Source organism: Vibrio sp. QJM3NY_35 (genome assembly GCF_057785915.1).
Window position 1 is genome coordinate 1,675,091 of sequence record NZ_CM173507.1, and the last position, 25,222, is coordinate 1,700,312.

Below are 25,222 nucleotides of genomic sequence, written 5' to 3' on the forward strand. Positions count from 1 at the left end.
AATTCTTTAAAACGTTTAACTACACAAGGAGATTGCAGAAGTCGTGCCAACTAAATAAATGAATATATTCAATGGCTTATTGTGTTTTATTTTGTAGAGTACTCAATTTCTCAAAATGGGAATCAAAACAAAATGCGATTGAATGGCTATTCGGATCATAGGGCTTAGGGAAAATAGGAATTGGATTTAAGAGTTTGGGGGGTAGACAAGCAAAACGCCAAGCGAGTGTTGGCGTTTGCTGTAAGGAAGTAAACCTCAGATAAGGTTTGATTTTAAAGCTGACTAGCTCATTTTAGGAATTACCGTTATTACTGGGACACCTAAAATATCTTCGATTTCGGTTTTACGTTTGATTGTAGAATCGAACAACTCAAACAATATCGCCAGACCAATGCCCAATCCGATGCCTGCGACAAATCCAGCCAGAATAAAGACAAAAGTCGGCATGTTAGATTTGATACTCGGTGTGAAAGGCAAATCAATAATCTTCACACGTTTGTTTTGCTCGAATACACCAAGCGAACCCGTTAGCTGAGCCATTTCATAACGCTCTGTCAGTTCATCATATAGTTGACGTTTGATTTCAACTTGACGTTTAAGGCGGTACATCTCTTTTGCATTTTCGCCGAAGTTATTCGCCTTGTGTTCTAATTCGAAAATCATAGTACGAAGGCTTTTGGTCTCTTCGGTTAAAGACTCAAAGCGAGCACGAACCAGCTGTAGGCTATGTAATTGAGTGACCAGAAGAGGTTGGGTATCAGAAAGTTTGTTCAGTGTCGTACTACTTGCGATGTCCCAAAGCTGGTCGCTGTTCATCGTTGGCTGGGTTACCTCGAGCAAACTCTTACGTTCATTCTCTAGTCTGTCTAACTCACGCACTTTAGCTTGCACAGCACTGTGTTTGTCCGTGTATTTTGCTTGTAACAAGGTTAGGTCACTTCGAATGTCGATGATCTGGTCTTCTAATTTACCGATCACAGGGTTGGTTCGTGAAAGTTGTTGGTCGATTGACCCTAAACTTTTTTCGACACCCGATAACTCTGCCTCTTTTTCCGCCAGTGTTTGTTTGAGTGAAGCTAAGCGGTTTAAGCTTTGGCTTTGTACTTCTGGCGTCGATTGCACGTGTTCGTTCATGTACAAGGCCAATGCTTCTTCTGCTGTTTCAAGTTCAATACGACGTTTGTCGATATGAATTTTTAAGAAGTTACTTGAGTCTTCAATCGATGAGCGTTCCGGCGCGAGCAACTGTTCAATGAAATGTTCACTCACCGAGCGCAGCGTCGCTTCCATTCCAGTTGGAGTGTTGGACGTTAAACTGATCTTTAGAAAGTCTTTCCCAAGCTGAGTCACCGATAAACGCTGAGACAGGTCTGTAATGATCTCTTGTTTCTCAATTTCAGGCATATCTGGCGTGGTTAATTGCAGTTCATCAGCGACCGAGTAAAGCACATGTCGACTGTGAAGCAGTGTTCTCAATGCATTAAGTCGGTCTTTGAGCATGGTCGAAACGGCGATGTCTTCCAAGAATGGATTCATCTTGGCCGTTTCTTGAATCAACATACTGGTATGCGCGTCATATTTAGTAGGAGCTAACTTGCTCACACCAAAGCCTACAAAGGGCAAAATAAGCATTGGAAGAACGATAACGTAGCGTTGGCGCCACATCGCATTGATGATAACTAATAACCGCAATTTCAGATTATTCATAATAGCTCCAACATCCAATGTACGAAGTTACCACGGTTTTGCCAGCTGTCTTGTTCGACGACAGAGATAGGTGAATCGTTCAGTTGGCGTGCATGATCAAGCGCCCAAATCATTTGGTTCGCACTACCAACAGTCGTTACGTGCTCTTGATATGGAACCAAAGCAGGGAACGGTGTTGTGATAATGGGTGTGCCCGCCGCAAGGTATTCCATTAGTTTGAGTGGGCTACAAGCTCGGATCTGCTCGTTATCAACAAACGGCAGCAAGCTCACATCCCAGTGTTGAGAATAGCTTGGCAGCGTGTGGTGTGGACGAGGGCCAAGGTAATGTACGTTACTCAACTTAGGCAGCATGAGCGTATCAAGCTCGTTTGGGCCAATGAAAACAAAGTCCCATTCCGGTATCGCATTCGCAACTTGACCAATCATTTCATAATCCAGCCATTTAGAAAGGCTGCCATAAAAACCAGCAATAGGGCGGTGGTTGCTTGGTAAATCATTCGCTCTGGGTGCGGGTGTTGAAAATAGGTCTACGTCGACGCCGTGTGGTAGCAAGTGCGCTTTATGTTTTGGAAATTTATCCATCAATTTTTTGCTAGCCGCGAATATAAGCGTCGCTTTATCGATTAACTCTGATTCGTGCTGTGCAACGGTGTCATGATCAACACCAGCCAGCGCGCTAAAATCATCGCCGCAGTAATAAACCACAGATGACTCGCCTAAGTGTCCGCACAGATCAACAGCAGTCGGAAGAGAAGTCCATAGGATAGGCGCGTTAAGATTAAGCTCTGCAATCACTGGTTTTAGTTGGTGCAACATCATTTGCTGAGCCAACTTTCTAGAAAATTTAGAAGCAGGCGCAGGGATTGTCTTTAAGTTAACGATAGTAATGTTGTCGTGTCCCTCAGAGTCGAGCATGTTTTGAGTAACGGCCTTGGTTTTACCAAACAACTTGTTGAACGCTCGGTTTACATCTTTGGCGGACAGCTTCGGTTGTCTTAGGCCAATTGAGTTGACCCATAAGACTTTGTGTTGCTTAGCCAGGTGACGAACTAAATGTTGAGTCGATGAAGGTAGGCCACCAAAGTCTTCACCAAATACGATTAAATCACGCATGGTCACCTCCATGAGTCTCTAACGAATCGAACATATCGGATTCTGTCACTTCAACGGGTTTAATGTGACCGACAACTCGAGCTGGGTTACCGCCTGCGATTGCAAAGGCCGGGATGTTCTTTGTTACTACGCTGCCTGCGGCTATTACGGCACCTTCGCCGATGGTTACGCCACCTTTAACCGTCACATTAGTGCCCAGCCAAACATCGGGTTCAAGAATGATGTCGCCGATTTGCTGAGGGTCGTCACCTTCACCTAGCGCTCGGCGTTTTGCATCAAGCGGGTGTCCAGAGTATCCAAATAGGAAAGCGCCGCCTGCGATTCGTACGTTGTCAGAGATAACCACTTTACCTCCAACAGCGATAGTCGACTGCCAACCGATGTCGACGTTGTTACCAATCGACAATAGTGGGTGTTCCAAGCCTTCAAGTGGCTGAGTACAACCAGAGAAAGTCGTGTGGCCAGACATACGGCAGTTATCGCCAATCGAAATTTGTACCGGACCGCTGACGAAAGGTAGACCACCATACAAATACAGGCGTTTGCCACATTGAGCCACACGACCTTTGAAAGCCGGAGTCCAGTAGAAGAATCGCGTAAAGCCAGAAACCAAATTCACCACTAGCTTGTGCGCTTGATATAGACAACGATTAAGTATTTGAGGGGTAGGCAGCTCTGCGCTTCTGATGTTTTTCAAAATGAAAAACACATTTCTAATTCGAGAATTAGGATGAAACTTAAGCCAATGTTTGAATTGATGTATAGATACTGACGTCATAATGAAAATCCTCTGTTTTGTTATATAGAAGTACTTTCATATACTGTGCCATTTAATAAATATAATATTTTCAATGAGTTAAAATATAGCTTTTAGGTTTTCTCATTTTGACAGGCAGTTTGAGATACGTTTGAGACGCAAACTGTGAGTGCTGCGAGGATATAAATCGGCCAGTTGAAGCCTTGAGTCAAAAATGTCCCCGACACGATTGTGCCAATCAGACCTGCATAGATCGCATAGGCGACCGCATTAAGCTCGGGTGCGATTTCTGTGGTCGAGTTTTTTAATCTTGCTAGCGTAGAGCGAGAGGTTTTGATCAAAGAAACGATAAGGCAGACAAAAATGATCAGACCAATAAAGCCTGTTTCTGCTAACACACCAAACCAAGTACTGTGAACGGCGTGATTCAGTCCGTCCCAGTGCGAACTATAAAAGAAGTAGTTCGAGAAGAAGTTGTTCAACCCCACACCAGTCAGTGGATTTTCAACTGCCATTTTTACTGCCGCTTCCCAAGCATAGATTCGACCCATTGCAGATTCATCGATACCTTGTTCAGCTGCACCACCAGAAGATCTGTCTGAGATACCAGCAACTAAATAGAGCACCACGGCCGCGACAGATCCTACCGAGATTAACAGGACTTTAGAGCGCACTAGCTTCCACGCAAAAATACCAATCACGGCAATACAACCCAGTAGTCCGCCACGGCTTTGAGTGGCAATAATGGCGGCGAGCAGTAACAGACAAACTAAGGCACTGATTAAACGTTTGGACCATGAGATGCCAGACGTAGTGGCTTGGCTTATCGTAAAAGCCAGTGGGAACATCAGAACCAACGCTAGGTCGTTCGGGTCGCCTAACATAGAGCCAAAATCGCGGCCAATAGTCACGCGTGAGCCCTCGACAAGCCCAATACCATTTACTGAGTTGTACACGGCAATAGAGCTGACTAAAGCGCCAGCGTAGATAATCGTCATCGCGGTTTTTGCGAGATTTTCCGTGGTATTTACTAGCCAAGTAATCGCAAGCGTCATCACTATGATTTTCCAATAAACGCCTTTGAATTCTGCCAGTGCTATGGGCCTGTTGGACGCGAAGATAATACCAATGAAAACCAGCACCCAGAATATGGCGAGCCAGTTTAAACAAGGGTGCCAGAAGATTTTAAGTTCTTTACTGATTAATGCATGCCAGAGAAGAGCCGACAGAGCGCCTAATGAAAGCATCAACGGTATTTTTAACGAATAGAGCTGAGGTATGACTTCGTGAATTCGGAAAAATGAAAAGACAACGAACAATAGAACTAACCAGAATGTCTTGTTTAACACGAATAAGCCGGCTAATGGCACAAGAGCGAGCGCCACAATGACAACGGGATGAGGCACAAAGTACCAAACAACACCAAGCCCAACACACAAGGTGCTGATCGTGATGATGACTGGCAATCTATTGGCTTCAGGGTTGACCATTGTGACCTCTATTGGCAAATAAACTCTTCATGACTCGGCTCGTAATCTTTTAAGACGCAGTTACGCCTGATGTTAAAGATTGCAAAGTGAGTGCCAGTTATGAATTTTGTTTAACTGACTGATTTAATGTTGGATTATTAAGTGAGGGCGTAGCCTTGAGGTGAGTTTTATCATTTTGAGAATCAGTATAAAACTGACTAAAGCACTTAAATCATCAAGCTCAAATAACCAGTTATCAACTAAGGCTAGAATTAACGGTCGAGTTGATAGATTTCCAATAACTGCGGGACAACAGCTTGTGGTGAGTATTGGTTTTTCACGGTTTCTATCGCGTTACTCTTGAGAGAGTCACGTTGCTCGCTCGTCAATGACATCCACAAAGATAAAAACTGTTCTAGCTCGGCCTCTGAATTGGCGAGGTAGCCATTAACTTGATGATCGATGAGTTGAGGCAAGTTACCAACCGAGGTGGCAAGGACGGGAATGCCGCGAATCATGGCTTCTAATGCCGCCATAGGTAAGCCTTCGAAGCGAGAAGGGATGATTAACAGATCGATTTGGCTCCAGACGTCATCCATATTGGTCTGATGCCCATGAAAGGTCACATTATCAGGCTGCGATTTAACTAAGACGTCCATTTCTGGTCCGTCACCAAAAAGCTCAAACCGAACATCAGGAAACTGTTTGGCTAATGCAACAAATCGATCAGGCGCTTTCTCATGGCTCAATCGCCCCACAAAACCAACATGGAATGGGCTAGATGAACAGGAGTTTGTTAACCCAGTTGGGACTTTAACAAAGTTATTCAATTGATAGGTTTTACTCGGCACTTTCGCTTTAATCTTCTCACTGACCACGAGCGACTGATCAGAAAGAAAACTGCTGTAACGGTCTAGCCAGTCATAAAGCCACACTTTGCCTGTTGGGGTTTCACCAGCGTGATAAGTGGTGATTTGCTTTGTGTTGTTGAAACGAGGTGGGAGCTTGATTAACTTACTGACCAAACTGGCTTTGTAACCATGAGCATGGATAAGCCTTGGCTGATAATGTTGAACGGCACGTTTAAGCAGTGTCGCGCTATTGCCATTTGAATCTGCAGAACATGAGGCTAAATCGGAGAGGTAACTAAAAGGGATGTTCAGCGCATTCAACTTTTCAACGATGATCGCTTCAGGACTAAATTTAGTTAAAAGAACGACGCGAACAGCCTCTGAGTACTGAGCGCTTTCAGATATCAGGCCTTGTGCTAATTCTAAAACATGCGTTTCTATGCCTCCAAAAGTTTGGCTGTCGATCAACAGCCAAATCTCATGAAGGTTTATGTCGAGTACACCTTGGTTAGGCTTGATTGTACTCATCTTCCGATTCCCAAGCCTGTTTCTTACGATAAACAGTAGAAGGGCTAAGTTCTAACAGCACAGCAGCGTTTAACACATTCCCATCGCAATGATTGATGGCATGTTGAATGGCTTCACGTTCTATTTGCCACATTGGACGAATAGCACCTTCGCTTGTGGTAAATGCAGGCGTCATCGGCTCGTTGTGAGCTTGAGCAACTGACGATTGTTCCAACTCTTCCGGAGTAATCGGTGGCAACTTAGCTTCTGGTGCTTCAACAACTGCAGATTGAGGTGCAGTTACTCGAATTGGTGTCACTGATTTAGATGATGGAGCGGCATCTACTTTATTAATCGGAGGCGGTAACATGTCTTTAGTCACGCTCGTTTCATTGTTCAACACCACGATGTTACGGATGATGTTTTGCAACTGACGCACATTGCCTGGCCACACATAACGTTTAAGTAGATTCTGCGTTTCTTTGTCTATGGATTTGAACTTCTTCTTGTCTTGCTTCGCATACAATTTCAAAAAGTGATTAGCCAAAGTCACAATGTCACTTCCTCGTTCACGAAGTGGTGGCATCTCGATAGGCACAACGTGAACACGATAGTAAAGGTCTTCTCTAAAACGTCCTTCTTCGACCTCAACCAGTGGGTCGCGGTTGGTCGCACAGATAATTCTGACATCTACTTTAATCTCGCGATTACCACCGAGTGGAGTAAACGTACCTGTTTGCAGAAATCGTAGGAGCTTCTTTTGCATCTCCAGTTCCATTTCGCAAAGCTCATCGAGAAATAGGGTGCCACCATGCGCTTGCATCGCCGCGCCTTTACGGTCGGTTGTCGCACCGGTAAACGCACCTTTGACGTGACCGAAGATTTCACTCTCCATTAGGTCTCGAGGGATAGCGCCACAGTTAATGGCAACGAAGGGCTTGCCGTTACGCTGACTCTCCTGATGAATAGCCTCCGCGCACACTTCTTTACCCGTACCACTTTCGCCGTTAATAAACACGCTAGCGGTGGTTGGCGCCACCGAATCAATGATCTTGTAGACAGCCTGCATGGGTAGGCAAGAGCCAATGAAATTATGAAAGCGGTCACGATCAAACTTGCTTTGCATGTCATCAACGAGGTTCTCTAGCTTAGCTCGTTTCAAATGCAAGCGAACAGAGGTCTTAAGTCGATCGGCTTGAATTGGCTTTTCCAAGAAATCTTCCGCACCGCGTTGGATAAGGTCTACAGCAATATTAACTGAGCCATGTGCTGTCGCGATAATGACGGCGGTCGGTATTTCATTTTCGCTAATCCAATCTAGTACTTCTTCACCTGGCATGTCGGGCAACTTAAGATCGAGAACAACAAGCTGTGGAGAGTGCCTTTCAATGAAGATCTTAGCTTCTGCGCCGGTTTCGACGTGGAAAATATCGTAGGGTTCGTCTTTTACGTACTGCTTGTAGAGTACGGCGAGTGAGGTGGAGTCTTCAACTAACAATACCTTAGGGCGCATTGTGTATTCCTTTTGAAACTTTATCCTAACCAATCAATAACATAGTGGTATGCATCCATCAATACGAGTCTTGTTTATTTGTTATCTACCGCATGCAATGTCTTAACAAACTATAGATGTACTTCTCGCGTTGTTGGTCACGCCGGAGTACATGTTAATGGTGACTATATTGATAACGACTATGTTGAGTTTTTGTCTGATACTTATGATGAACATCCAAAGTTAACTGAAACCAGCCTCTTTTCTTTCAAGTAAGGCTTTGATTGAACGATCTGCGAGTTCTAGTAATTCGTCAACTTGTCGAAATGCCGCATCATGATTATGTTCTAAACATTGCTTCTCTAGAGCGCGAGCTAACTCACCCAAGGGGCGATTACCTAATGAGAGCGAGGTGCTGCCAAGAGTGTGGATCTCGAACTCAAGTGTTTGAGCGTCTTTCTGAGCGACAGCCTCTTTTATGGCGACCAAGCGTGTTTGTGATTCTTCGACGTAATGGTCGATCAAGATCGGGATAATATCCGCACTTGTATCTCGAATCATTTGCTCTAGAACGCTTTCATCAACAAGCTCGCTAACTTCTTGTGAGTTTAGATGTGCAGCTGTGTCTGACGCTAAAGTGGAATTCATCAAACTAAGTCCTTCTATTGAGCCTAATATCCGTGAGTACTATTAAGTTCTAGTCATTTTCTAGAATAATTTCAACTGCTTGCCGTATAAACAGAGCAATTAATTACCATCTCATTCATATTGCTACTGGGTTTGTGACAAACCTAACGGACTGATTTAATTTTGTTTTTACTTATGAAATATAAACTTAGGTGCCTATAAACGTAAGGGGCGGGTAGAGATCAGGAGAAAACGAGGCCGATACAAATAAAAAGACCACTGCAGTGAATTAACAACAGTGGTCTTGGAGGGGGTTAAGTAGTTTAGGCTACGAAGCTTTATCAATCTTTGGCTTTGGGTCAGCTTCTATTTCTTCCTCGCTACTTTCAGAGAATATATCAGCAACGGCGCTTCTCTCTAATTCACCCTTCAGATTTCCATCTTCGTCGACAACTGGAAGGGAGTAGTCACAAGACATGGTGTCTGGTAGAACTTCTTCAATGACCGCATCAGGTAAAACAGCAGGAACCTCTTCGTAAATCTCATCACTGAAGTCATGAACAGAGGCATCTTCAACGGCGTCTTGTAGGCTCTCTTGTGTGACTAGGCCTTGATAGCCGTCATCCGTTACGTGATAAGCGTAATCGTTTTTCAGCATCTTCATTTGTGCCAGAGCACCTTCAATCGTTTCTGAAGTGATTCGATAGAGAGGAGGCTGCATAACCGTTTCAACCGTCAATGCACGAGCACGGTTTACGTCTTTAACGAACGCCTCTACATAGTCATCGGCTGGATTCAGCAGAATCTCATGTGGTGTGCCTTGTTGTACCAACTCGCCATCTTTCAAAATTGCGATTCGATCGCCGAGACGGAGTGCTTCGTCCAGATCATGAGTGATGAAAACAATCGTCTTATGAAGCTTCTCTTGAAGTTCGATAAGCTGGTCTTGCATTTCGCTTCGGATCAAAGGATCGAGTGCCGAAAAGGCTTCATCCATTAATAAGATTTCAGCGTTAGTACATAAAGCGCGAGAAAGGCCAACACGTTGTTGCTGACCACCTGAAAGTTGCGCTGGGTATTGCTTGCCGTAACCTTTTAAGCCCACCGTTTCTAACCATTCGTTGGCTTTCGCTAAACGGTCTTCTTTTTTGATGCCTTGTACTTCCAACCCATACGCAACGTTTTCAACCACAGTGCGATGAGGCATTAAACCAAAGCGCTGGAATACCATCGACATTTTATGACGACGGAACTCTTCTAACTCTTTAGTGTTGAGGCTCATTACATCAATGCCTTCAACCATGATTTTACCTTGAGTCGGGTCAATCAAACGGTTGAAGTGGCGAATCAGCGTCGATTTACCCGAGCCAGAAAGCCCCATAATTACAAAGATTTCGCCACGGTTAATCTCAAGGTTAATCTCTTTCAAACCAACGGTATGACCCGTATCCGCAAGAATCTGATCTTTGTGTTCGCCGTTTTGAACTCTGTTCATAACAGACATTGGTTTCGGTCCAAACACCTTGTATAGACCACTAATTTCAATCAATGGTTTAGTCATGCTTGAATCCTCCTAAATGCGCATTAGTTCTTCTTGCGTACGCTTGTGAAGCGCGGTCAAAAAGGATTGCGAGGGCAACGATGGCGAAACCATTCATCAAGCCTAATGTGAAGTACTGGTTAGTAATCGATTTGAGAACCGGTTGTCCTAGGCCTTTAACACCAATCATGGATGCGATAACAACCATAGACAGCGCCATCATGATGGTTTGGTTGATACCCGCCATAATCGTTGGCATTGCTAGAGGAAGTTGAACACCCCATAAGCGTTGCTTTTTGCTCGCACCAAATGCGGTAGCGGCTTCAAGGACTTCTTTGTCGACTAGGCGTATGCCTAGGTTAGTTAAACGAATCACAGGTGGAATCGCGTAGATAACCACGGCGATTAGCCCTGGAATCTTACCGATGCCGAGTAGCATCACAACAGGAATCAGGTAAACGAATGCAGGCATGGTTTGCATGATATCGAGCATCGGCGTAACGATAGATTGAGCCCGATTTGAACGAGCCATAGCAATACCAATCGGAATGCCTAAGAATATCGATACCAAGGTACACACAGTGATGATACTGAGCGTCCGCATGGTGTCTTCCCACATTCCAAAGTAACCAATGAGAAGGAGTGAAACCACACAGCCTAAAGCCAGTTTCCAAGAACGGCTTGCTGCGTAAACAAGGCTGGTACACACAGCCAGGACTATAATCCAAGGTGTTGAGATAAGGAGTTTTTCAAACCAAACGAGGAATGAAAGAAGAGGGTCAAAGAGAGATTCAATCATTTCGCCGTATTCACGGGAAAATTCACGATATGCGCCATCTAGCGTCTTTTTTATGGTTCGTAAATCACCGCGTTCCATCTCTGGAAAGCTTGATAACCAATTGCTGTCAGCCATTTTATATCCTTATAGTTCGGAGCCACTTGTCCATGCGATAAGAAAATCGCTAATGAAAAGGGCTCCGAATCATGAATAACATCAAGTATAGCGACGTTATTTCTGTTTTATTGTTGAAGCGTAATTACTTGTTATTAAACCAAGCTCTTACAGCTCTGCTTCAACTTTCTTAGCCACTTCTTGAGAAACCCATGGGTGCCATACTTCTGGGAATTCACTTAAGAAATGCAGACTCGCTTCTTCGCCATCAGCTTGGTTGTCTTCCATCCAAGCAAGTAGCGAGTTCATTTTGTCGTTTGTGAAACCACGTTTAGTAAAGTAGTCGTACGCTTCAGGAGCTCGTGACGCAAAACTTTCAGTGGTGATCGTGTGAACAGGTGAAGGCGGGTACATGGTCGCTTTTGGCGATTCACAATCTTCTTTGGTGGTACAGTTAAGGAACTCTTCCTCATTAACGCCACTGCCAAAGTCGACTTTAACCATGTCATATTTACCTAGCACAGCGGTTGGTGCCCAATAGTAACCAAACCAAGCCTCTTCACGTTCATAAGCTTTTGCGATAGAGCCAGATAAGCCGGCACTCGAGCCTGGATCAACAATCGTGAAACCACTGTTTTCTAGCTCAAGAGCATTAAACAGGTTTCCGGCGCTGATCTGACAGTTCCAGCCTGCAGGGCAGCTGTAGAATGCAGATGTATCTGGGTCTTCAGGGTGTTTGAATAAGCTAGCGTTCTTGCGTACGCCTTCGATGGTTGCCATTTCAGGGTACTGTTTAACTAGGTAAGCCGGAACCCAAAAGCCTTCTTCGCCGCCGTTCACAAGTGCTTTACCTGCGTAGCGAAGACGTTTTTCTTCAACACCTTTATCTAATGCGTCTTTTAAGCTGTTGCTCCAAAGTTCAGGTGCAACATCAGGCTGGCCTTTTTCGATCATAGACGTGCCTGTTGGCATAGTGTCGCCAGGGATAAGTTCAGCATCACACCCATAACCATGTTCAAGGATGAATTGGTCGATATTGGCGATCAGTGTTGCAGAGTTCCAGTTCATATCTGCGATTGTTACGCTGCCACATTCTCCAGCGTTAGCATTACCGCTGGCTGCTGCTACTAACAAAAATACGGAGCTTAACTTGTATTTCATATTGAGTTTCCTTTCTCTTTAATAATACAACTAAGGTAACCAAGGTAAATTGATTATCTAAATTGCTCGATGGTGATCCTTTCCGTGTATTTGAACCATTTGAGCAGAAGGAGGGATGGGTGAAGTTTGAATAGATGAACGTGCAAAGTCAGCGAAGTGTGATTTGCCAATTCATCCACTGTGTTTCAACAGCCATCGGATAACTTTGTCAAACTATTACAAATTCGTCAAAAACCACCTCTATTTATAATCTTAGGGAATAATCGTACGAATTCCATCTTTGATGCGATTTACATGGCACTTTAACCGCCTGTGTCACATTACCGCTAAAGTTAGGTGTGGGGCTGTTGATTTTTGGATGAGTTTAAAGGTGGTAAGACCACAACTTGCGTGCGTGAAATGCGTTGAATAGTTTTTAAAATCGTATTTTTAGTCATATTTTCGCCAAAAACACTCAATTTGGTTTTTATTTATTCAGAACTGTTGGAGCTTGAAGTCTAATAGGATAGGTGGCTGTCATGGTTTAATGACAGCCAGAAAGTAGCAAAAGAAAGTTACATCGGAAGGTTCAAAAACTCATTTTGATACAGCTTTTTTGCCAAGCTATCGCGAAACTTAGCGGGGATGAATTTCATTCGATTGATTTGTCTGACCAACTCTTGTGCAAAGCTAGGCTTTTGTTTCATGTTCATCACGCAGCCCATTAGATTGATACTTTGTGCATCAAGCAGCTTTTTCGCTTGTTCTAGGTGGTGACTCGACGTTTCACCATAGGCGACAACCATTAGTGTGCTTTCACAAGCACTCGCCACAGACTGCGCTGGAATGTTTCCTTTGTTTATGTTGAGAAGCGGTGAGGTATCAATGATGACTCTGTCGTATTTCTCTAACCATTTGTTGACCACTTTTTGTAACGTTGTCGGATCTTTATAAGCCAATTGCGTTGAAGCAACTTGTGGAGCAGGGACACCGATAAATGTACGCTGAGATTCAACATGTTCAATCAATTGACCTTGCTGATTATCTTCTAGCATATTCAAATCTTTGAAAGCAGGGTTGAATAAGTTGAGATCAACATAAAGCGTAGAATGACCCGCAAGAAGAAAACGCTCGGCTAATGCGGTTGCAATAGATGTTACGCCGTCACCTGAATGGCAGGCGGTGACGCATATTGATTTTTGGCCGTTAAGTTCAGAAGCTAAATACAGTTGCTCGACTTCGGCATGGGTCGCTGAAATAGTCATTATAAAGCTCCTATTAATACGATGGTCGTGGTGATACGCAGTATGTCATCAAGTCCGACACGTGCTTTCTCAATAAAACTTTCGCGACGGTCTGGAATGTAAATCGTGTCACCGGCGCGCAGCACCGGCAGGTTGTAAATGTTCGCCGTTTTGCTGAATTCAACAAGGTCAAAAGTACGAGCCTGACCTTGGCAACAAGACATATTGACGATGGTAATTTTCTCTACGTAAGCATTGTCGGTAGGGCCTGCAGCTTCTGCCAGAATATCTAGAATGGTCATGTTGTCGTTGAATACATAACGCCCTGGGTTGTTAATCGCACCAAGCACACGAACGGTTTCTTCTTTCGGTGTATCTAACCAGTTTTTGCCTTTCTCTGGGATGTAAATCGTGTCGCCAGTGGTTACGTTTGGCAGTAACGATTCGTCACCGGTTTCGAAGTACAGTGATAAGTTAAGTTTGCTTACTTGCGAATAGGTTTTGTCACGATGCGTTACTCGAACATTGTGGATGTCGGCATCCTTTGTTGGGCCATCAGCCGCTGACAAGATGTCAAGGAAGTGCATGTCTTTGGTGAAGCGGTAACGACCAGGCGCATTCACTTGTCCAAAGATGTAGATCGAAGCATCAGAGCTTTGACGAACCCATTGTGATTTATTGTCTGAAGGATCTTGTGGCAAGTCGTGAACGCGCACGATAGAACCCGCTCGAATTTGTGGCATCTGGTCACGTGGCGCACCATTTCGAATAAAATCATCAAGGTTAAACACAACTAGCTTTCTACCAGTGACAACCTCGATTTTCGATGTGTCTGCGCGTAGCGTAGGGCCGCCGACGTGTGCCAATAGCCCCATGAAGTTCATTTCATCTGACCACTCAATACGACCAGGTCGATTGACCTCACCAATCACGTTAACTGCTCTGTCTGGCGTGATTTTCAGCCAAGACTTCTCGTTCATGTCGGTTTTCTCGGGAACGAAAATCGCGTCACCAGCTTTGATGCTAGGAGGGTTAGAGTTGGGTAAGCCTTCAGTGTAAGCCGCTAAATCGAATTTAAGCACTCTGCCATCTGCTTTGATGACACGGATTTGTCGTGACTCTGCAAATCGAGTTGGGCCGCCCGCATTAGCCAAGATATCCATAAAGGTCGCGTCTCTTTTGCCTTCAAAAGCACCAGGGGCTGCGACTTCGCCCATCACGTAAACCATGTTGGCGCCGGATTTGATCTCTTCTTCTTGCTTGGGAACGAAAATGGTCGCACCCGGACGTAAAATTGGAAGCAGACTTTCGTCACCAGAATCTAAGTAACGTTTTAGGTTGAATAGCGTTGGGGTGTTGTTCGAAATCACTCGGATTTGCTCAACACTGGCATAACGAGTTACGCCGCCCGAACGCATAAGTACGTCGACAAGGTCGGTGTTCTCTTTGTAAGTGAACGAACCCGGCGCGTTCACCTCACCAAACACTTTGATGGAGTTACGAGAATCTGCACTGTCACCTGAGTTAGCAAGCTTTGCTGCGTCGAACTCTTGTTCAATGTTACCGACTAATGGAGAAGCTGGAACGAACAGTGAATCCAGTGATTGCAGAGTAGGTAATGTTGACTCGTCTCCTGAATCAAGGAATCGTTTGTAGTTAAACTCTTTCTTATCCGCGCCTCGCTTAAGAATAAGCTTGTCCAGTTGCGCGCCCGGGCGTAAACCACCCGCAGCGTAAAGTGCCATTTGGATGCTAGAACCTAATGCGAGAGTGTATTCGCCAGGCTGTTCTACATAACCTTGCACATAGATAATGATTTGCTGCTCTTTTACATACACTGAAGCGTTCGAAAGATCTTTATAAGCGGTTGCCAGCGACTCTAGAACGACTTTGTTAAGCTGTTCGCTGTCGTAACCTGCAACAAACACAGCGCCTACTTCAGGAAGGGTAATACGTCCACGCTTATCCACCTGGAAACCAGTGTTTAAGGTGCTTTCACCGGGTACGTTAACTTGGATAAGGTCACCGACTTGCACCGCGTCTGAAAACTCTTCGCTCGCATTGACGACACTCGTAAAGCTTAACGATAGGGTCATGATAAAAGCGATCAATAATTTCATAATCCACCTCCCATTTTCTCGGCATTCTTAGGCGAGATAACTTCGATACTTACTCGGCGGTTAGTTAAACGTGTGCCGTCAGATTCGCCTTCAAAAAGAGGGACGGTTTCGCCAACAGAGACTGCTTTGATTCGTTGAGCGCCTAGGCCAAATATAGTCAGGTAGCGTTCGACTTGTTTCGCTCGTCCAAGTGCTAACTTATCGTTGTATTCTTCGGTACCTGTCGCATCCGCATGACCGGTAACCACAAGGTCTAGAGATTTGTGTTCTTTCAGTAAACTGGTTGCTTCCGCAAGTCTTCCCATATACTTCGGGTTTACTTCAATCGAATCTTCCGCGAATTGGTTGTCAACATTAAGCAGGTCATACAACTGTTCGATAACCGACAGTTGCATTCTAAATTGGGTTTCATTTTTTGGTGGCTCACAGCGGGCTTGAGAGGTTACGTAATCCAGTTGGACTTCAAGCTCGTTTAGGCGTTTTCTTTGGATGACTAAGTCGTTGGCTGCATCCAATAGTAGACCACCTTGAAGTTCACGAGCAATACGATTTTGCTTTTCGATTGCTTGAACAACAGCAGCTGGGAAACACCAACGAGCACCTTCTTGGATCAAAGCATCAAGGTGCAATTTAGCGAGCTGCCAATCAAAGCGTAATCCATGTTCTGGACCAAGAGGCTCGTCTGGCATGACAGGAGAGAAGTCTGAGTTTTGATAGTTAATAGAATCGTAACTTTCAGCCAAACCCCCTGTGCGTTGTTCAGGATAGCTAGTACAGCCACCCAGAACGAAAGCGGACAGAGAAAGGGCTATGTAGTTTTTCAGTATTTTCATGCCAACGTCCTATGTTTCTAATTTTTCTTATTATTTTTTGTTACTTCTAGCTTAGTGGGTCTTCATGAATTTGCAGGATTTTTTGAATTTACTGGGATAGCGTGGCCAATACGTAGTAGGTTCATAATTTCAAGAGGCTGACCAGTCACATTTTCAAGTCGCATGTTGCGTTCGCGCTCAGTCAGACGTTTGAACATATAAACAATCGCGCCAACACCAGATGAATCTAAAAACTCGACCTGGCTAAAATCAACTTCGATTTCAGGGTGACCATCGTTAGAAATCACATCATCGATGTCGGTTTGTGCATAACGACTGCCTGCTGCATCCAGATCACCGAAAATAGAAAGTGTCAGTGTCGTTGTGTTTAAATCAATCTTACGTAGTTCCATAGCGATATCTCCTTTTAAGTATGTATGGACAATTGCACTGAATGTGCCAACTTTTATGTTGTTATTTTTCAATGAGTTATGTTTAGTGCGAATTCCTATCTCATATTGAGAAAAGACGTTTCTCAATATGAGAACTAAAAACGGCGGAATATATGAGAGTTATAAGTCATTAATTTAATGAATAAATGAAAAGGTTAGATAAGGTTGATGAGTGGATCGCATCTCCTGGCAAAGATTGTCTAACTGCGTGTTAGAGCGCTTAGGATTAAAGGCATTTGTTGACCACTACAGATATTAATACGGAGCAGATGATGAGATTAACCAAATTGGCTTTAGCCACTCTATGGGCGTGTTCGCTTTCTTCTCATTCATCCTATTTGCCTCCCGACCATTTGGTACTCGCCAATACATACCAACAAGGCATTGATGTTTCTGAATACTGGAAGAGTGAAAAGCTTGATGGGATTCGGGCTCTTTGGGACGGACAACACCTTTATACTCGAAACGGGAATCGCATTTACTCACCGAAGTGGTTTACAAAAAACTTGCCTAAGGTACATCTCGAAGGGGAGTTGTGGGCAGGAAGAGGTAAGTTCCATTTAGTCCAATCTACCGTCCTTGATCATACGCCTAGTGACGTAGCGTGGCGCCAAATAGATTTCATGTTGTTTGATATGCCAGGGGCAGCTGGTGATTATCAAAAGCGCTATTACAACATCTTGCATTGGGTAAGCACGATTGGAGAACCTCATGTCAGCTACATCGAACATGTACCGATTCACAATGAAGAAGCTCTTTTCCATCAACTCGATAATGTCGATGAGAGTAATGGTGAAGGTTTGATGCTTCGTAAGATCACCAGTCGCTATCAAGCAGGCCGAAGTAATGACCTTTTAAAGCTTAAAAGGCATCACGATGCGGAAGCCACGGTTATTGGTTACAAAGGTGGAACAGGGAAGTATAAAGGGATGATGGGGTCGATTTTGGTTCACACAGAAGAGGGTGTTGAATTTTATATTGGAAGCGGGTTCAGTGACCAGATGAGACTTGCACCGCCTGAAATTGGCAGTCAAATCACCTTCCGGTATAACGGCTTTACGCAAAACGGAAAGCCCAAGTTTGCGCGTTTTGTTCGAGAAAAGAGTGAGTATTAGGGCGTATGTTATCTAGCTGACCAGTAAATGAAAAAGAGCCCTGAAAATCAGAGCTCTTTTTGTATTGAATATTGATTTAGTAAATACGAGCCTAACGAGAACTAAATTCTAATTGAACTTCATCGTCCTGCTTGTGCATCCAGTGTAGGCGCATACCCAGCATTATCGCTGCTGATGTTAGACCAACAATAAAACCAATCCAGAAGCCGTGCGCGCCCATAGGTTCGACAATCCAATCTTTCATACCTAAGATGTAGCCGATAGGCAGACCAAGTAACCAATAAGCAACGAAGGTAATGTTGAAGATTGAACGCATGTCTTTGTAGCCACGCAGAGCACCTGCCGCGATAACTTGGATGGCGTCAGTACATTGATAAACCGCCGCGAACAACAGCAACTGCATTGCAACCGTAATTACTGCCGTGTTCTCTGTGTAAAGTAATGCAACCTGTTCTCTAAACAGAATCGTTAACGCCGCTGTCATAAGGGCTGTAACTAAACCAACAATGATACCCACGTGTGTCGCGATCTTCGCACCTTCGGTGTTGTTTTCGCCCAACTTATGGCCAACACGAATACTCACGGCTGCACCGATACTCATTGGAATCATGAAGACTAGCGAAGAGAAGTTGATCGCGACTTGGTGCGCGGCAACAATCAATGAACCCAATGGTGCAACTAACAGAGAAACCACCGCAAACAGAGTTACCTCGAAGAAGATAGCGGCCGCCACAGGGAACCCAAGTCTAAACAGACGAATTTGAGCTTTAAGTTGCGGTTTATGGAACGTACCGAAGATGTTGATTTTCGCCAAACGCTTTGATGTTAAAACGTAAGCGAACAGCAGAGCAAACATCACCCAATATACGATAGCCGTTGCCACGCCACAGCCAACACCACCCAGAGCAGGAGCACCAAGTTTTCCGTATACGAACATCCAGTTCAGCGGGATGTTTAATAGCAAGCCAATAAAACCAATCACCATCGCAGGCTTAGTTAAAGACATACCATCGGTAAAGCTTCGCAATGTTTGGAACAACAAAAACGCAGGTACAGCAAACATCACCGCATTCATATAGCCGATGGTCTTTTCCGCCATGAGTTGTTCAATGTCCATCCACTCCAATATCAATTGTGTCTGGAACAGTACGCCAATGATTGGTAGGGAAATGACGAGAGCTAAAAACGCACCTTGTTGAATCTCAAATGGAATTTTGACTTGTCGACCAGAACCATTCAGCTGTGCAACGACAGGAACCAACGCCATCAATAGACCGACACCAAATAAGATTGATGGTAGCCAGATACTTGCTGCAATCGAAACCGCCGCCATATCGATAGCACTTACGCCACCGGCCATTACGGTATCAACAAAACCCATTCCAGTTTGTGCAACAGATGCGATCAATACTGGGGTCGCAAGTTTGATTAGATTCGAGGATTCTTCTTTGTAACGATGCACAAACAACTCCAAATAAGAGGGAAAATTAGAATAATAGTGTAGGAAAGGACATTCTGAGGGAATCAGAGACAATGATCTTAAGCTTCCACTGGACGAATCATAAAGAAATGTCACAATAACTGCTATGAAAAACTGTTACTAGAATGCTAAATAGGAATCTTATGTTTACAGGTATCGTTCAAGGCATGGCAACACTGGTTGCTATAAACAAAAAAGAGTTGTTTCAAACTCATACCATTGAGTTAAGTGACGAAATGGTTGAGGGGTTAGCAATTGGCGCTTCAGTAGCTCATAACGGTTGTTGCTTAACGGTAACGGAAATTTCTAGCAACCAGATTGCTTTTGATTTAATGCAAGCGACATTGCGATTGACGAACTTAGGTCAGCTGAATGTTGGTGACAAAGTGAATGTTGAGCGTGCAGCAAAGTTTGGTGACGAAATTGGCGGGCATAGCATGTCTGGCCACATTACTTTGATGGCTAATCTCGTTGATGTGATTAAGACAGAAAATAACCGCACGCTTTGGTTTGAGCTGCCTCAAGAATCAATGAAATATGTGTTGAGTAAGGGCTACATCGGCGTTGATGGTTGTTCATTGACGATTGGTGAAGTGGAAGAGAACCGTTTCTCTGTTCACCTGATCCCAGAAACGCTGAATCGTACTCTGTTTGGCGGCCGTGAAGTAGGCGACCAAGTAAACATTGAGTTTGATCCTCAAACACAAGCGATTGTTGATACTGTTGAACGCGTACTAGCAAACCAAAAATAGTAGTTGCGGTTTATCAGCAGCACTTGCTTAAAAAGCGCTGACTAAGTAAACCTCGAAGACATTAAAAAAGAGCACATTGAGTGCTCTTTTTCTATTTGTATGTATCTGCGTTTTTCTAGGCTAGCCTCAGAATCGAGGGTAGCTTTAAATCGAGGTGTAGAGCCAACTCGACAAGAGAGTAGGTGTTAGAAGACTTGTTCGTCGTCTGCATCAATCGAGAGATTAATCCTGTCTCTTACTTCATCTACCTGCATGTCGAGGTGAATGGCATTGCAACATGCTGGGCAATCGTCATAAAAATCTTGGCTCCCATTAGAAGCATCAAGCGTTATGCTGATGGCATGCCCACAGTGGGGGCAGGAGACATGTTTCTCTGTGTATTTATGCATCGCGAATTCTCCTCACTGTAACTTGTTCCAATCGTAGTCGCTTGTATAGATCGCAGTAGCTTTATAGAACGACTTAGCTCGCTGTGATTGGTATTAAACGGCCTGTATCTTCTGAATGCATGCTTCAGTTTGTGCTAAATATTCGCCGCCAAATTGATTGCAGTGGTTAAGAAGATGGTACAAGTTGTAAATGTCTTTCCGATCAGTATAGCCAACGTCGAGTGGATTGACGCTCTGGTAACCTTCATAAAACTCTTTTGGAAATCCTTCAAACAATTCCGTTAATGCCAAATCGCATTCATGATCACCCCAGTAACAAGCCGGGTCGTAACAGATTGGCCCAAAGGCTGAATTTGCTACATTGCCATTCCAAAGATCCCCATGAAGCAAAGAAGGGCGAGGGTTGTGGCCAGCAAGACGCATATTCACTACATCAACGATGTCATCAATATCACCAAACTCGATGCCTTTCTCTTTGAGCAGTTGCAGTTGGAAACCAATGCGTTGCTCTGAGAAAAATCGACCCCATTTCTTATGCCAAGGGTTGGGTTGAAGTGTGCTGCCGATATAGTTGTCTTGGTCGCAACCAAACTCTTTTTGCTCGCCCCATTGATGAAGCTGCGCAAGCTGAACGCCGAAATCGAAGCTATTGTTGCCCGTCTCGAGCGGTTTGGTCGGCAAGTAATTCAGAATAATGAACGAGCACTCTTTGGTTTTGCCAATAAGCACCAACTCAGGAACGTAAACAGTGGAGGTTTCTCTTAACAAGCGTAAGTTCTCAGCTTCAATTTCAAACTTAGGTAAAAATTCTCGCTGATTCACTTTCACAAAGTAACGTTCATTACCATCGCTGATCATATAGCAATCGTTAATGTCGCCACCAGAAACCTTGGTACGTTCAGTAATCTGAAAGTTAAATAGAAGAGTATCTGAAAGTTGTTGAGAAATGGCCTGCCACATAGGAAATCCTCAAAGACTGAAAGTTAAAAAGATTGAAGGTTAGAAATACTGTTTGTTTAATAGCAATAGTTTAGGATAAATCTGAACAATTTATAGACGCACTGGTCAATGTTCTTGGCTCTTCTTCATCTTACGCAGAATCAATTGGCCGAATTGTGAAGTCGAACTGATTCAAGCTCTTTGAAATACAAACATAAATTGAAAACCTGACGTGATGAAATAGTTTGGAACTGGTCTCACAATCGAAACGGTTTTGAACGCAACAAACTGGAAAAGTGATTTGAGCTTGTTATTGTCTAGCGACTAAATTAAATGAGCTTTTAGAGTTAGTTGAAAGGGCTATTGTTAACTGGCGCAATACTTTGCTTTAAAGTTTGTCTTACACTTTGTTGGCGTGAATTTACTTATGTCGTAAGTAGGCAGGTATACCACATAAAGCTATATCGATTTAATTTTAAGCTGAAATACTAACTAGGATCATTTTAATGCGGTTTTGGACAATAAAGTGATGACAAATAGCTTCATTTACATAGTATTAGGCAAGTACGTATTAATCTGCTCTAGAGCTTAAAACGGAGAATTATTGTGGTTGTAGAAACCGATGGCTATTTGGCTTTAATCGAGCACCTATCATTCAACCTTGATGTGTTTACCAATAGTAATGGTGATACTGGAAACGAAAGTGTCGAAGATATTGTTACCGACATGATTTCAACGAACATCATGGCTATTTTCGAGCAAAACCCAGAGTTGCATTCGAGCGTTCGTTTTCAACTTTTGAAAGAAGCAGATGCCGTAGTAGCGGATCTTGGTGAAGTATTAGCGGGTGTGTGGGCTAAGAAAGCGACTAACGAACAAATTGTATTTCTTGATGAATATATCGCGTTAGTGAAGAACCTGTTTGATACGGCTGTTGCTAAATACGACTAGCTATTCGCGTATCACTCTAAAATGGTAAAAGGCGTTTAAGCCGTAACGTTTCATGTTATGTCGTTCAGCGGTGAATCTTTTGAATCGCTATAAACGCCTAAAGTGCCAAAACCTGGAAGCCCAATAAGGGTTGTCCAGCCTCGATATAATCACACCTTTCGATGTAGAAGCATGTAGGAATTGATTATTTCCTAAGTAAACTCCAACGTGTCGTACTGTCATCGATGTCTTAAAAAACACCAAGTCGCCACTCGTTGCCTGCCCATACGCTATTTCTTTTCCCTTTTTACTCTGGTCTATTGTGGTTCTTGGCAGGGCTTGTTGAGTCGCATTTTGGACGGCTATCTGTACAAAAGCAGAGCAATCTATACCTCGAAATGATGTCCCACCGAAATGGTATGGCACACCTTTCCACTGTTCATACACGCTCATATAAGCGTTTGTAGTCAATTGTTCTGACTTTGATAGGGGTTTCTGTGCGGTTTGACTAAGCTGAGAAGGCGAAGGTGACGAGCTACAAGCAGCCAATGTTGCTAAAGTTATTGTAACTACAGCCATTTTTCTGATTTTCATATGTAACTCTTCTGACAAAAAACTGAAATAAAAACGTCATCAAGGACTTCTAGTATACGACCTAACTTAAGGATATCTCTTTTCGTAGTCAAACTGGATTTCACATGCCCGACACAAATTTATCAATAAAACCCTCACGTTATACATTCTCGCTCATTCAAACCGTCACTGCTGTATTTATTTCCATTCTTTTACTTGTTAGTTTTTTATCAATGGTTAGCATTCGGGGCGTTGAACGTGTCGGGGGACATTTTGATGCACTCTCGGAACAAGCATTACCCCTTGCTCTAAATAACGCCGAATTAACGCAAAGCGTATTAGAACAAGTAAAACTTCTCACTTACAGTACCCAATCAACCGACTTAGATACACTGAATGCCACAAGAGGCTCAATTGACCAACTCGCGACAGAGAGTAATACCACGCTAGAGGAACTTCTTTTTATCTCCCAATCTTTTCCTGATGCGATCTCTTTAGAGCAGCAACAAATCCTTGTCGATGACATGGCGCAACTGCAAGCTATGACCAACACGGTACTGCTGGCGCAGATTGAGATTCAAAGTAAGCAAAATCTGATCGACAGTAAAATGGGCGAGTTCCGTTATGGCGTTGGATCTATAGGACCAGAAATGAATCGAATCAGCTCATTCTTGGTTGAAGACAACCCAGAAGCGAGCGATGCAGCGAACCGATTTACATCCAGTGCGTCTGCTATGGCGAACACCTTCTTGATGTTGATGATGCAATCTGACATTGATAAAGCACAAGATGAATACCGTCAATTGAGAAACCGAATCGCAGGCCTTAACTTGGCTTACAGCGATTTTGCCGATTGGCACCCAGACATCGCTGAGTTCGCGAGCTTGACGGCGCCTTACCAGATGGTGAAAGAAGGCTTTACCGAAGAAGGTGTAATCAAACAAATTCTCTTGAAACTCGAACTGGTTCAGCAGCAAGAGCAGAACTTAACGCAAGTCATCGACTTAGCGAATACCGTCATTAGCACATTGAATCAGCTGTCTTCTACCGCTTCCCACCTGATTGATGAAAGTGAACTGATTGTAAATCAAACCATCACCAATATTGATCGTGTGTTGTTTATCAGCGGGCTAGTGATTGCCGTAATCATTGTGATTTCATGGTTAGTGTTACGCCGTTGGATGAATAAAGGGCTTAGAAACATTACTCAACAGTTGAGTTCACTCGCAGAACATGACTTCTCTAAACAGAGCGAATTGCTTGGGCCGCTAGAGCTGCAAGTTATTACTTCAAAACTCAATACCGTCGTTGATTCAACCGCGGACTCGGTTCGTTTGGTAACGCGCAACTGTGAGACGCTTTATCAAACGGCTGAAGTAAGCCATGACGCTGCAGAGCAAACCAATTCGAGCTTGAACGAGCAGAACGAATCACTTCAGAATATGATCACCACCATTACGGAGCTGGAAGCATCTATTGGTGAGATTGCTCGTATCTCCAACGCATCGAACGACGATGCTCAAATAGCAGAAGATGAGTCAGTGAATGGCAGCCAAGTGGTTGGCCTTAACCAACAACGATTACAAGCGCTTGAGCACTCTCTTAGCATGAGTGAAGAGTCGATGGCTGACTTGGATGGTCGAGTTAAACAGATTCGTGAAATGGTCGACATGATCAGTGGTATCGCTGAAAACACCAACTTATTGGCACTGAACGCTGCGATAGAAGCGGCGCGAGCAGGTGAACAAGGTCGAGGTTTTGCGGTAGTTGCAGACGAAGTGCGTAAATTGGCGAGCGGCACATCCCAGCAAACTACCAATATTCGTAGCATGATGAACGAACTAGTAGCGGCAGCAGATCGCTCACGTGCTTCTGTAACGGAATCGAGAAGCGAGATGGCCAATGCACTGCAAACCAGTGGTGATGTAAGACAAGCCTTCGAGAAAATAGAATTTGCAGTAAGCCAAATCAAAGGGCGTGTTGAGCAAATCATGGTGGCAACCGAACAACAAGCACGTGCGACTGTCGATGTAACGCATTCTATCACTCGCGTGTCTGAGCAGGGCGAAAATACTAAGCTGCAACTTGAATCTATGATCGAGAGTTCAGAGCAAGTCGGAGAGATAGCAGGGCACCAACAAGCTATGCTTCATAAATACGTACTGAAATAAGCGAACGTACTGAAGTAAACGTGTGTGCTGAGTTAAGTCTGACAGCACAAGAGTTGAAACACTAGCTGCTCTTATAATTCTATCGATACAGAAACGCCCTTAAATTCTCACAAGAATCTAAGGGCGTTTTGTTTTCGGATTAAGCTAA

The 25,222-nt window shown here is 44.0% G+C and carries 22 protein-coding genes; 4 read left to right on the plus strand and 18 right to left on the minus strand.

Translation table 11 applies throughout. The annotated features are described in order from the left end of the window. Window positions 1-282: 282 nt before the first annotated feature. From AC3CH3_RS07790 to AC3CH3_RS07855, 14 genes are all read right to left on the minus strand, one after another. Complete coding sequence (locus tag AC3CH3_RS07790; protein ID WP_019823118.1) at window positions 283-1,707, minus strand: GumC family protein; 1,425 nt, start codon at window positions 1,705-1,707, stop codon at window positions 283-285. Then, window positions 1,704-2,822: a glycosyltransferase gene (locus tag AC3CH3_RS07795; protein WP_488538130.1), complete on the minus strand. Its 1,119-nt coding sequence runs from the start codon at window positions 2,820-2,822 to the stop codon at window positions 1,704-1,706. Before AC3CH3_RS07795 ends, AC3CH3_RS07790 begins: the two co-directional genes overlap by 4 nt. Then, entirely contained in the window at window positions 2,815-3,600 is a 786-nt protein-coding gene (locus AC3CH3_RS07800; protein ID WP_488538131.1) for an acyltransferase, read from the minus strand. Before AC3CH3_RS07800 ends, AC3CH3_RS07795 begins: the two co-directional genes overlap by 8 nt. Before the next feature lie 92 nt (window positions 3,601-3,692). Beyond that, the gene (locus tag AC3CH3_RS07805) at window positions 3,693-5,069 is read right to left on the minus strand and encodes an O-antigen ligase family protein (RefSeq protein ID WP_488538132.1); all 1,377 of its coding nucleotides are present in this window, start codon (window positions 5,067-5,069) and stop codon (window positions 3,693-3,695) included. A gap of 251 nt (window positions 5,070-5,320) precedes the next feature. Beyond that, entirely contained in the window at window positions 5,321-6,427 is a 1,107-nt protein-coding gene (locus AC3CH3_RS07810) for a glycosyltransferase family 4 protein (RefSeq protein WP_488538133.1), read from the minus strand. Further along, window positions 6,408-7,919, minus strand: a complete 1,512-nt coding sequence (locus AC3CH3_RS07815; RefSeq protein ID WP_488538134.1) for a sigma-54-dependent transcriptional regulator — start codon at window positions 7,917-7,919, stop codon at window positions 6,408-6,410. The genes AC3CH3_RS07810 and AC3CH3_RS07815 overlap by 20 nt, the downstream gene beginning before the upstream one ends. Window positions 7,920-8,141: 222 nt before the next feature. Next, window positions 8,142-8,546 (minus strand): Hpt domain-containing protein, encoded by a 405-nt coding sequence (locus AC3CH3_RS07820; protein WP_488538135.1) that lies wholly within the window; start codon window positions 8,544-8,546, stop codon window positions 8,142-8,144. 307 nt (window positions 8,547-8,853) lie between these two features. Beyond that, window positions 8,854-10,086, minus strand: coding sequence for a quaternary amine ABC transporter ATP-binding protein (locus AC3CH3_RS07825; RefSeq protein ID WP_488538136.1), 1,233 nt, complete (start codon window positions 10,084-10,086; stop codon window positions 8,854-8,856). Then, window positions 10,079-10,978 carry an ABC transporter permease gene (locus AC3CH3_RS07830; RefSeq protein WP_019823103.1) on the minus strand — a complete coding sequence of 300 codons (900 nt, stop codon included), beginning with the start codon at window positions 10,976-10,978 and terminating at the stop codon, window positions 10,079-10,081. The genes AC3CH3_RS07825 and AC3CH3_RS07830 overlap by 8 nt, the downstream gene beginning before the upstream one ends. Window positions 10,979-11,125: 147 nt before the next feature. Continuing rightward, window positions 11,126-12,118 (minus strand): ABC transporter substrate-binding protein, encoded by a 993-nt coding sequence (locus AC3CH3_RS07835; RefSeq protein WP_019823101.1) that lies wholly within the window; start codon window positions 12,116-12,118, stop codon window positions 11,126-11,128. Between the two features lie 554 nt (window positions 12,119-12,672). After that, window positions 12,673-13,362: a P-loop NTPase family protein gene (locus tag AC3CH3_RS07840; RefSeq protein WP_019823098.1), complete on the minus strand. Its 690-nt coding sequence runs from the start codon at window positions 13,360-13,362 to the stop codon at window positions 12,673-12,675. Further along, window positions 13,362-15,461 carry an SLBB domain-containing protein gene (locus AC3CH3_RS07845; protein WP_488538137.1) on the minus strand — a complete coding sequence of 700 codons (2,100 nt, stop codon included), beginning with the start codon at window positions 15,459-15,461 and terminating at the stop codon, window positions 13,362-13,364. The genes AC3CH3_RS07840 and AC3CH3_RS07845 overlap by 1 nt, the downstream gene beginning before the upstream one ends. Continuing rightward, a complete protein-coding gene (locus AC3CH3_RS07850) occupies window positions 15,458-16,294 on the minus strand; it encodes an OmpA family protein (RefSeq protein ID WP_488538138.1) in 837 nt (278 codons plus the stop codon). The genes AC3CH3_RS07845 and AC3CH3_RS07850 overlap by 4 nt, the downstream gene beginning before the upstream one ends. Window positions 16,295-16,356: 62 nt before the next feature. Then, window positions 16,357-16,686 carry an STAS domain-containing protein gene (locus AC3CH3_RS07855; RefSeq protein ID WP_488538139.1) on the minus strand — a complete coding sequence of 110 codons (330 nt, stop codon included), beginning with the start codon at window positions 16,684-16,686 and terminating at the stop codon, window positions 16,357-16,359. Between the two features lie 311 nt (window positions 16,687-16,997). On the opposite strand from AC3CH3_RS07855, the gene AC3CH3_RS07860 reads away from it, so the two are divergent. Next, window positions 16,998-17,840 (plus strand): DNA ligase, encoded by an 843-nt coding sequence (locus AC3CH3_RS07860; RefSeq protein WP_488538140.1) that lies wholly within the window; start codon window positions 16,998-17,000, stop codon window positions 17,838-17,840. 91 nt (window positions 17,841-17,931) lie between these two features. Here AC3CH3_RS07860 and AC3CH3_RS07865 read toward each other — a convergent pair whose 3' ends face one another. Then, the gene (locus AC3CH3_RS07865) at window positions 17,932-19,302 is read right to left on the minus strand and encodes an MATE family efflux transporter (RefSeq protein ID WP_019823088.1); all 1,371 of its coding nucleotides are present in this window, start codon (window positions 19,300-19,302) and stop codon (window positions 17,932-17,934) included. Window positions 19,303-19,463: 161 nt separating this feature from the next. On the opposite strand from AC3CH3_RS07865, the gene AC3CH3_RS07870 reads away from it, so the two are divergent. Next, window positions 19,464-20,072 (plus strand): riboflavin synthase, encoded by a 609-nt coding sequence (locus AC3CH3_RS07870; RefSeq protein WP_029405508.1) that lies wholly within the window; start codon window positions 19,464-19,466, stop codon window positions 20,070-20,072. Window positions 20,073-20,257: 185 nt separating this feature from the next. Here AC3CH3_RS07870 and AC3CH3_RS07875 read toward each other — a convergent pair whose 3' ends face one another. Continuing rightward, window positions 20,258-20,461 carry a CPXCG motif-containing cysteine-rich protein gene (locus tag AC3CH3_RS07875; protein WP_004733789.1) on the minus strand — a complete coding sequence of 68 codons (204 nt, stop codon included), beginning with the start codon at window positions 20,459-20,461 and terminating at the stop codon, window positions 20,258-20,260. Between the two features lie 93 nt (window positions 20,462-20,554). Beyond that, complete coding sequence (locus AC3CH3_RS07880; RefSeq protein ID WP_019823083.1) at window positions 20,555-21,421, minus strand: fructosamine kinase family protein; 867 nt, start codon at window positions 21,419-21,421, stop codon at window positions 20,555-20,557. Between the two features lie 585 nt (window positions 21,422-22,006). On the opposite strand from AC3CH3_RS07880, the gene AC3CH3_RS07885 reads away from it, so the two are divergent. Further along, complete coding sequence (locus tag AC3CH3_RS07885; RefSeq protein WP_010440912.1) at window positions 22,007-22,351, plus strand: DUF3802 family protein; 345 nt, start codon at window positions 22,007-22,009, stop codon at window positions 22,349-22,351. 87 nt (window positions 22,352-22,438) lie between these two features. Here AC3CH3_RS07885 and AC3CH3_RS07890 read toward each other — a convergent pair whose 3' ends face one another. Beyond that, window positions 22,439-22,924 (minus strand): C40 family peptidase, encoded by a 486-nt coding sequence (locus AC3CH3_RS07890; RefSeq protein WP_488538141.1) that lies wholly within the window; start codon window positions 22,922-22,924, stop codon window positions 22,439-22,441. Between the two features lie 104 nt (window positions 22,925-23,028). On the opposite strand from AC3CH3_RS07890, the gene AC3CH3_RS07895 reads away from it, so the two are divergent. Then, entirely contained in the window at window positions 23,029-25,074 is a 2,046-nt protein-coding gene (locus AC3CH3_RS07895; protein ID WP_488538142.1) for a methyl-accepting chemotaxis protein, read from the plus strand. The last annotated feature ends 148 nt before the right edge of the window (window positions 25,075-25,222 follow it).

What these genes read in the sequence shown, in the direction of transcription:
- AC3CH3_RS07790 (WP_019823118.1), bottom strand. Translation starts at nt 1,707, where the DNA reads ATGAATAATCTGAAATTGCGGTTATTAGTTATCATCAATGCGATGTGG.
- AC3CH3_RS07795 (WP_488538130.1), bottom strand. Translation starts at nt 2,822, where the DNA reads ATGCGTGATTTAATCGTATTTGGTGAAGACTTTGGTGGCCTACCTTCA.
- AC3CH3_RS07800 (WP_488538131.1), bottom strand. Translation starts at nt 3,600, where the DNA reads ATGACGTCAGTATCTATACATCAATTCAAACATTGGCTTAAGTTTCAT.
- AC3CH3_RS07805 (WP_488538132.1), bottom strand. Translation starts at nt 5,069, where the DNA reads ATGGTCAACCCTGAAGCCAATAGATTGCCAGTCATCATCACGATCAGC.
- AC3CH3_RS07810 (WP_488538133.1), bottom strand. Translation starts at nt 6,427, where the DNA reads ATGAGTACAATCAAGCCTAACCAAGGTGTACTCGACATAAACCTTCAT.
- AC3CH3_RS07815 (WP_488538134.1), bottom strand. Translation starts at nt 7,919, where the DNA reads ATGCGCCCTAAGGTATTGTTAGTTGAAGACTCCACCTCACTCGCCGTA.
- AC3CH3_RS07820 (WP_488538135.1), bottom strand. Translation starts at nt 8,546, where the DNA reads ATGAATTCCACTTTAGCGTCAGACACAGCTGCACATCTAAACTCACAA.
- AC3CH3_RS07825 (WP_488538136.1), bottom strand. Translation starts at nt 10,086, where the DNA reads ATGACTAAACCATTGATTGAAATTAGTGGTCTATACAAGGTGTTTGGA.
- AC3CH3_RS07830 (WP_019823103.1), bottom strand. Translation starts at nt 10,978, where the DNA reads ATGGCTGACAGCAATTGGTTATCAAGCTTTCCAGAGATGGAACGCGGT.
- AC3CH3_RS07835 (WP_019823101.1), bottom strand. Translation starts at nt 12,118, where the DNA reads ATGAAATACAAGTTAAGCTCCGTATTTTTGTTAGTAGCAGCAGCCAGC.
- AC3CH3_RS07840 (WP_019823098.1), bottom strand. Translation starts at nt 13,362, where the DNA reads ATGACTATTTCAGCGACCCATGCCGAAGTCGAGCAACTGTATTTAGCT.
- AC3CH3_RS07845 (WP_488538137.1), bottom strand. Translation starts at nt 15,461, where the DNA reads ATGAAATTATTGATCGCTTTTATCATGACCCTATCGTTAAGCTTTACG.
- AC3CH3_RS07850 (WP_488538138.1), bottom strand. Translation starts at nt 16,294, where the DNA reads ATGAAAATACTGAAAAACTACATAGCCCTTTCTCTGTCCGCTTTCGTT.
- AC3CH3_RS07855 (WP_488538139.1), bottom strand. Translation starts at nt 16,686, where the DNA reads ATGGAACTACGTAAGATTGATTTAAACACAACGACACTGACACTTTCT.
- AC3CH3_RS07860 (WP_488538140.1), top strand. Translation starts at nt 16,998, where the DNA reads ATGAGATTAACCAAATTGGCTTTAGCCACTCTATGGGCGTGTTCGCTT.
- AC3CH3_RS07870 (WP_029405508.1), top strand. Translation starts at nt 19,464, where the DNA reads ATGTTTACAGGTATCGTTCAAGGCATGGCAACACTGGTTGCTATAAAC.
- AC3CH3_RS07875 (WP_004733789.1), bottom strand. Translation starts at nt 20,461, where the DNA reads ATGCATAAATACACAGAGAAACATGTCTCCTGCCCCCACTGTGGGCAT.
- AC3CH3_RS07880 (WP_019823083.1), bottom strand. Translation starts at nt 21,421, where the DNA reads ATGTGGCAGGCCATTTCTCAACAACTTTCAGATACTCTTCTATTTAAC.
- AC3CH3_RS07890 (WP_488538141.1), bottom strand. Translation starts at nt 22,924, where the DNA reads ATGAAAATCAGAAAAATGGCTGTAGTTACAATAACTTTAGCAACATTG.
- AC3CH3_RS07895 (WP_488538142.1), top strand. Translation starts at nt 23,029, where the DNA reads ATGCCCGACACAAATTTATCAATAAAACCCTCACGTTATACATTCTCG.